The organism is Cryobacterium melibiosiphilum (assembly GCF_003602235.1).
Classification (GTDB): Bacteria; Actinomycetota; Actinomycetes; order Actinomycetales; family Microbacteriaceae; genus Cryobacterium; species Cryobacterium melibiosiphilum.
On the sequence record NZ_QZVS01000023.1, the window covers coordinates 1 to 6,400 of the forward strand.

Here is a 6,400-nt window from a genome sequence, read left to right on the forward strand (position 1 = left end):
GGGGTCAGCTCACGATACGGAATAAATAACACGCTAAGGGTTTCCGGCCCTGCTAAATGGTCTCTGTTTCACGAAACGGGATAAATATCACGGTAAGAGTCCGATATTCCCGATCACATCAAAGAGATCCATTGTCTCGTCGCAGGGTTGACACCCAGAGGGCGTGCGCGCCATGCTCGAAGTCACGTTCAGGTGGTCCTATATCGCTGGTAAGCGACACCTGAGTCAACGAAGACGAAAGGTGTCGTCCATGAATAGGGCTCAAATCATGAGGAGATTCATCTCCCCAGTTCTTGGATTCGCAGTCGCAATCGCATTTTCCGCTACCCTAACGGGCGCGGCCCTCGCACCAGAACGTGCCCCTTCCCCGACAGAGGCCGCAGCACAGGCATGCTGGACGGAGTATGAGTCTGGACAACATGCCTGTGCTGCGAACAGCGACGAACTTGCCAATGTTGTATTGCAGAAATACAACAAGGTCATGGTCGAAAGTGTCGAGCAATTTGAATCCATCCAGAAATCCGGCTCATTTAGGTCGATGGCCGTGCCCGCCAGTGCTCTCGCTACCTACGCCATTGGGACTCTCTGGACTGGCGCCAATTACAGTGGCAACGCGGACTATTACACGACCTCAAATGCATCAACCTGCTACGGCCAGACTTACACGTTCGCTTCACCCAGTGTCGTCTGGAACGATCAGACGTCTTCCTTCGCAGGTCAAGGAGCATGCCAGATCAGGCTCTATGACGACATCAACTACTACGGCGGTTTCTACGGCTATTTCGATTGTCGGAGCAACTTGGCCAACGTTGGGTACAACGATCGGGCGTCGTCAGTCAGGTTCCATTTGACGAATACATATAGCTGCTTCTAGACGACGTATCGGCCAAGACCCCGAGCCACTATCCAGGCTCCCGGGTCTTGGCCATTTTTTCTGGAGTGTGACTATCCATGTAACTGCCCTAATATCGCGGATCGAGATCGGTGCGGCGACCGCTCGAAGCCTGGCTCAGCGCCTCGTAGCGGCCAAGTTGGCAGAGCTTCGTCACGACCCAGCCGATGAGGCGGATAGCGCAAGGCATAATCGTGTCGGCTTGATTGAAGGCCCGCTCATTTCCTACGGAATTGGTCGTCCGCCGCATGATCGCGGCAGTTACGTCGATAGCCCACTTTCTGAAGTTCGTTTTGCACGCGGATTGGATGGAACCAATGCCTCCCTGCCGGACATTGTTGAGTATGGACACCTTTGATTCCCAAGCCACAGACTCCGCACTGTGGTTGCACGTCTGCGGCGGGAATGGACGCGCGTTTGGTGTCCTGTTTGACCGCCACCGGGATCGGGTTTTTGGTCATAGCCTTCGGCTGGTTCGAACACAGGCGGCGGCTGAGGATGTTACTGCGATGGTGTTCCTCGAAGCTTGGCGGTGCAGAACACGAGTTCGGTTCGTTGATGAGTCCATCCTCGGGTGGCTCCTTGTAACCACTAACAACGTGGCCCGGAATCAACTTCGGTCCGGTCTCCGACACCAGCGACTTCTCCGAAGGCTTCCACCGCCGGATTCTGTGCCTGACCACAGTGAGGCGGTGCTGGACGCGATCGACCTCGGCTCCAAAGGGAACACCGTTCAGCGCGCCTTTGCGCACCTGAACTCCCGGGACCAAGAGGTACTGCTGCTGTGTGTCCTGGAAGACCTGTCGATGACGGACGTCAGCCGGCTTCTTCGAATACCTTCGGGCACCGTCAAATCCCGACTATTCCGCGCAAAGCGACACCTCGCTCTCGTCCTCAACGAGTACAACCCGATCCAACCATCCCCATCAGTTGCGGGAGAAAGCACATGATGAACAGCACGCCGACGGAACCGCACTTCACTGCCAACCGCAGTGCGGCGATCCGAGCCCTCCTCGTGAACATCGCCGAACCAGGAACTCCAGAGAATCTGAGACTTCGTCGTGCTCGACGCGTTCGCATCGTCGTCCCCGCAGTCATTGCAACCCTCGTCTTGACTGCCGGTGCCGTCGTGGCCGTCCAAGCGCAGGTAACGAGGACCGATCACATCAATTGCTTCGCTCGAGCGGAGCTCAACATGTGGGGGGAATTCCCGGGCGCTCGGGTGACCAGCCTCGAGGGCACCATCGGCGACAGCGAAGGGGGTCCGGTGTCAATCAATGACGCCCTGGCCGCGTGTTCAGACCTCTGGGCCCAGCATGCCCTGGACGCAAGTATCGAGAGTGGGGTTCGTTCAGATCCCGTTGACCGAACATTTTCCTACCCTGTCCCCGACCCGCTCACGGTCTGTGTCATGTCCGATGGAATGGCCGCCGTGATTCCCGGCGCGTCCGACGTCTGCGGTCGCCTCGGCCTGGCGGAACGAGCCAAGTAGGAACAAACAAATGCCATGACCGAAACTACCCACGACGACGTGTTTCTTGGCGGCTGGCGAGTAGCGCTTGTGGCTAACGCCGGGGCTGTGTTTGCGTCGATGAGTGGCCGGAGGCGCGTTCACTGTGACTTGGGTGCCCTCGGTCACGATCTCTGATTTGCAAGGGGTCCGGTTCACGATTGGCCTCCCGTGACCGGAGCGTGGCGGTATCCGGTGAATAGGAGCTCGACCGTCTCGGGGCGGCCTGCTAACGCCGACCGAAAATAGGGCCAATAGTGTTTCGGTCGGCGTTAACACGCCTGGAATTACGGCCTTCCATGGGCGGGGATCCACCGGTACAGCGTGGGGATGGAGACGCCCAGGTCACGCGCAACGTCGGGTGGTGTCATACCGGCTTCGAGAAGCTTTATTGCTGAGGCGATCTTGCTGTCGGTCATGATGCGTTTCCGGCCGGGAAGATGACCTTTGGCCCGGGCAGCGGCAAGGCCTGCTTGCGTGCGTTCGATGGTGAGTTCGCGTTCCATTTGGGCGAGCGACGCCATGATGTTGAAGAAGAACCGGCCGGCTGGGGTGGTGGTGTCGATTTGGTCGGTGAGCGAGCGGAAGCCAACACCGTCGGTGTGGAGTTGTTCGGTGAAGTCGATGAGGTTTTTCACCGTCCGGCCGAGTCGGTCAAGTTTCCAGACGACGAGGGTATCGCCGGCGCGAACCTGCTCGAGTGCTTTCGTCAAGCCTGGTCGATCGGTCTTGGTGCCGCTGATGGTGTCGTCGAAGATCTTCGCGCAGCCCGCTTTGGTCAGTGCTTGGTGTTGCAGGGCGAGGTTTTGGTCGGCGGTGGAGACGCGGGCGTAACCGATGAGCATGGTGGACCATTTCTTCTTCTTGAAAGCCGTGAGGTGGTGATGATGCGAGAATCCTATTCTGAGAACTGTTTCTGAGAATGGCACTTCCCTGATTTTCTGTGGTCGTGTCGCGCCTGTTGGTGGGTTCTTGTTTTCCTCCGTTTACGAGAAGGAGCATTCATGCCGCGTCGCCCAATTCTGACCGTCATTGAACGTCAGGAATTATTGGCTCTGCCGGTCGATGAGCTGGAGCGGGTGCAGCACTACACGTTGAGCGATTCCGATCTGGCGATCATCCGGCAACGCCGGGGCGAGGAGAACCGGTTGGGATTTGCAGTTCAGCTCTGTTACCTCCGATTCCCCGGACGCGCTCTCGGGGTGGACGAGATCCCCGAGGCTGCCTTACTCGAACTGCTCGTCAAGCAGCTCGACATTCGATCTGAATGCTGGGATGAGTACGCCAAGCGACCACAGACCAGGGTCGAGCACTTCGCAGAGCTGCAAACCTGACTGGGGCTGCGAACCTTCGATCTGTCTGATTACCGCCGGTGGGCCCTGACCTTGGCCGAACTCGCTCAACGCACCGCCCGCGGTGTCGCCCTTGCCGAAACTATCATCGCGGGCTTACGAGCTGAAAGCATCGTTGTTCCGTCTGTGGACGTCATCGAGCGGATCTGTGGTGAAGCGTTGACGCACGGCACCCGACGGATGCACGCCCAGCTGATCGAGCCGGTCTCGGCCGCATCGCGTTCCGCGCTCGATGATCTCCTCGTGTTGGCTGACGGTGCCCAGTTCAGCCGGCTCAGTTGGCTTCGCCAGCCACCGGGGACACCACGCGCCCGGCATATCCTCGCGCACCTAGAAAGATTGAAAACGGTCAGAGCCATCGGGATTCCGGCGGAAACTGGGCAGGCTGTGCACAGCGGACGGCTCGCGAAACTCGCACGTGAGGGCGGCCAGATGACCTCCCAGCATTTGCGTGATCTTGAGCCGATCCGTCGACACGCGACACTCGTAGCGGTAGCGCTCGATACCCAGGCGACGTTGATCGATGAAATCATCGACCTTCACGACAGGTTCCTCGGCGGCGTGTTCAGCAAAGCGAAACGTACTCATGCGGAGCAGTTCCAGAATTCGGGCAAGGCGATCAGTGACAAGGTTCGGCTGTACTCGCAGATCGGCCGCGCGCTCCTGGCCGCGAAAGAGTCCGGCTCTGAACCCTACGCCGCGATCGAGAAGGTGATCTCTTGGGCTGCGCTTGAGGAAAGCGTCGCGGAAGCGGAACAGCTCGCGGGACCTGCGAACTTCGATCACCTTGCCTTCGCTATCGACGGGTACAGCCAGCTCCGCCGCTACACCCCAGCGCTCCTTGACGCCCTCGATTTCCAGGCAGCCCCCGCAGCACTCGACGTCCTCGCCGGGATCGTGCTACTCCGAGACCTCTACGCCAGGCAAGCGCGGAAAATTCCTGACACCGCACCGACCTCGTTCATCCGTAAACGCTGGATCGACCTCGTCCGCATACCCGACGGGTTGGACAGACGCTTCTACGAATTGTGCGTGATGAGCGAACTTCGCAACTCCCTCCGATCAGGAGACATCTGGGTTCCCGGCTCCCGCCAGCATAAAGACTTCGACGAATACCTCATCCCCGCCACCGTCTTCCAACACCGCCGCACCACCAAAACGCTTGGGCTCCCGATCAACGCCAACGCCGACGAATTCCTCAGCACACGCACCACACTCTTGGAGCAACAACTCGCACTTGTTGAAACCCTCGCAGCGGCCGGTGAACTGCCCGACGCTGCGATGACGGCGGCCGGGCATCTACGCATCAGCCCGCTGACGAACATGGTGCCCGAGGAGGCCGACGCCTTGATCCGGGCCAGCTACGGGCTGCTACCGCACGTGAAAATCACCGAGCTGCTCCTCGAAGTCGATCAATGGACGGGATTCTCCCAGCACTTCACCCACCTCAAATCCGGCCAACCACCCAAAGACATCACCCTGCTGCTCACCGCAGTTCTCTCCGACGCGATCAACTTGGGGCTTCGGAAAATGGCGGAAGCATCACCCGGGATCACAGTCACGAAACTCGGCTGGCTGCAGGCATGGCATGTCCGCGACGAAACGTATGCAGCCGCTCTCGCTGAAATCGTCAACGCACAATCACGGCAACCCTTCGCCGCCAAGTGGGGCCACGGCGCCACCTCATCCTCGGACGGACAAAACTTCAAAGCCGGCGGCCGCGGTCTGTTCGCCGGCCACGTCAACCTCAAATATGGCCAAGAACCAGGCGTTCAGTTCTATACCCACATCTCCGACCAGTACGCGCCGTTTCACAGCAAAGTCATCTCTGCCACCGTCCGCGACTCCACCCACGTTCTCGACGGGCTGCTCTACCACGAGTCCGACCTCCGAATCGAGGAACACTACACCGACACCGCCGGCTTCACCGACCACGTCTTCGCACTCACCCACCTCCTCGGCTACCGCTTCGCCCCCCGCATCCGCGGCCTGGCCGATAAACGCCTCTACATTCCCGGAAAGTCCGACAGCTATCCGACCCTGAAGCCACTGATCGGCGGCAACATCAACACCAAAATCATCCACGTCCACTGGGACGATATTTTGCGCCTCACCACCTCGATCAAGACCGGCACCGTCACCGCATCGCTGATGCTCCGGAAGCTGGGCAGCTACCCGCGGCAGAACGGGCTCGCTACAGCCCTGCGGGAGCTCGGCCGACTCGAACGCACCCTCTTTACTCTCGACTGGATGCAGAACCCCGAGCTCCGCCGACGCGTGCAAACCGGCCTGAATAAAGGGGAAGCACGAAATGCGCTCGCCCGCGCCGTGTTCTTCAACCGACTCGGGGAACTCCGCGACCGTTCCTACGACAACCAACGCCATCGCGCGTCAGGACTGAACCTGCTCACCGCCGCGATCACCCTCTGGAACACCGTCTACCTCGAGCACACCGTCACCACGACGGAGCATCCCGCCGACGACCCGCTACTCGGTCACCTCTCACCACTCGGCTGGGAACACATCAACCTCACCGGCGACTACACCTGGAACAACCCCCGCCAACCCAAAGCCGGAAAACTCCGCCCCCTGCGCCGACCCGGAAACTCTTAGCGTGTTATTTATTCCGTTTCGTGAGCTGACCCC

General features: G+C 59.6%; 5 protein-coding genes and 1 pseudogene. 4 read left to right on the forward strand and 2 right to left on the reverse strand.

Annotated features, from left to right (window positions below):
• The first annotated feature begins 268 nt into the window (after positions 1 to 268).
• Entirely contained in the window at positions 269 to 874 is a 606-nt protein-coding gene (locus D6T64_RS22045; protein WP_147364385.1) for a hypothetical protein, read from the forward strand.
• Between the two features lie 88 nt (positions 875 to 962).
• Here D6T64_RS22045 and D6T64_RS22050 read toward each other — a convergent pair whose 3' ends face one another.
• Positions 963 to 1,244: a hypothetical protein gene (locus D6T64_RS22050; RefSeq protein WP_147364386.1), complete on the reverse strand. Its 282-nt coding sequence runs from the start codon at positions 1,242 to 1,244 to the stop codon at positions 963 to 965.
• Here D6T64_RS22050 and D6T64_RS00330 point away from each other — a divergent pair.
• Together D6T64_RS00330 and D6T64_RS22375 are read left to right on the forward strand one after the other, a co-directional pair.
• The gene (locus D6T64_RS00330; protein WP_119970338.1) at positions 1,237 to 1,842 is read left to right on the forward strand and encodes an RNA polymerase sigma factor; all 606 of its coding nucleotides are present in this window, start codon (positions 1,237 to 1,239) and stop codon (positions 1,840 to 1,842) included. The genes D6T64_RS22050 and D6T64_RS00330 overlap by 8 nt on opposite strands.
• A 245-nt stretch (positions 1,843 to 2,087) precedes the next feature.
• Complete coding sequence (locus tag D6T64_RS22375) at positions 2,088 to 2,384, forward strand: hypothetical protein (RefSeq protein WP_158594743.1); 297 nt, start codon at positions 2,088 to 2,090, stop codon at positions 2,382 to 2,384.
• A 305-nt stretch (positions 2,385 to 2,689) separates the two neighbouring features.
• On the opposite strand, the gene D6T64_RS00340 is transcribed toward D6T64_RS22375, so the two are convergent.
• A complete protein-coding gene (locus D6T64_RS00340; RefSeq protein WP_119970336.1) occupies positions 2,690 to 3,247 on the reverse strand; it encodes a recombinase family protein in 558 nt (185 codons plus the stop codon).
• 159 nt (positions 3,248 to 3,406) lie between these two features.
• Between D6T64_RS00340 and D6T64_RS00345 the strand changes: the two are divergent.
• Positions 3,407 to 6,367, forward strand: a pseudogene (locus tag D6T64_RS00345) (Tn3 family transposase).
• The last annotated feature ends 33 nt before the right edge of the window (positions 6,368 to 6,400 follow it).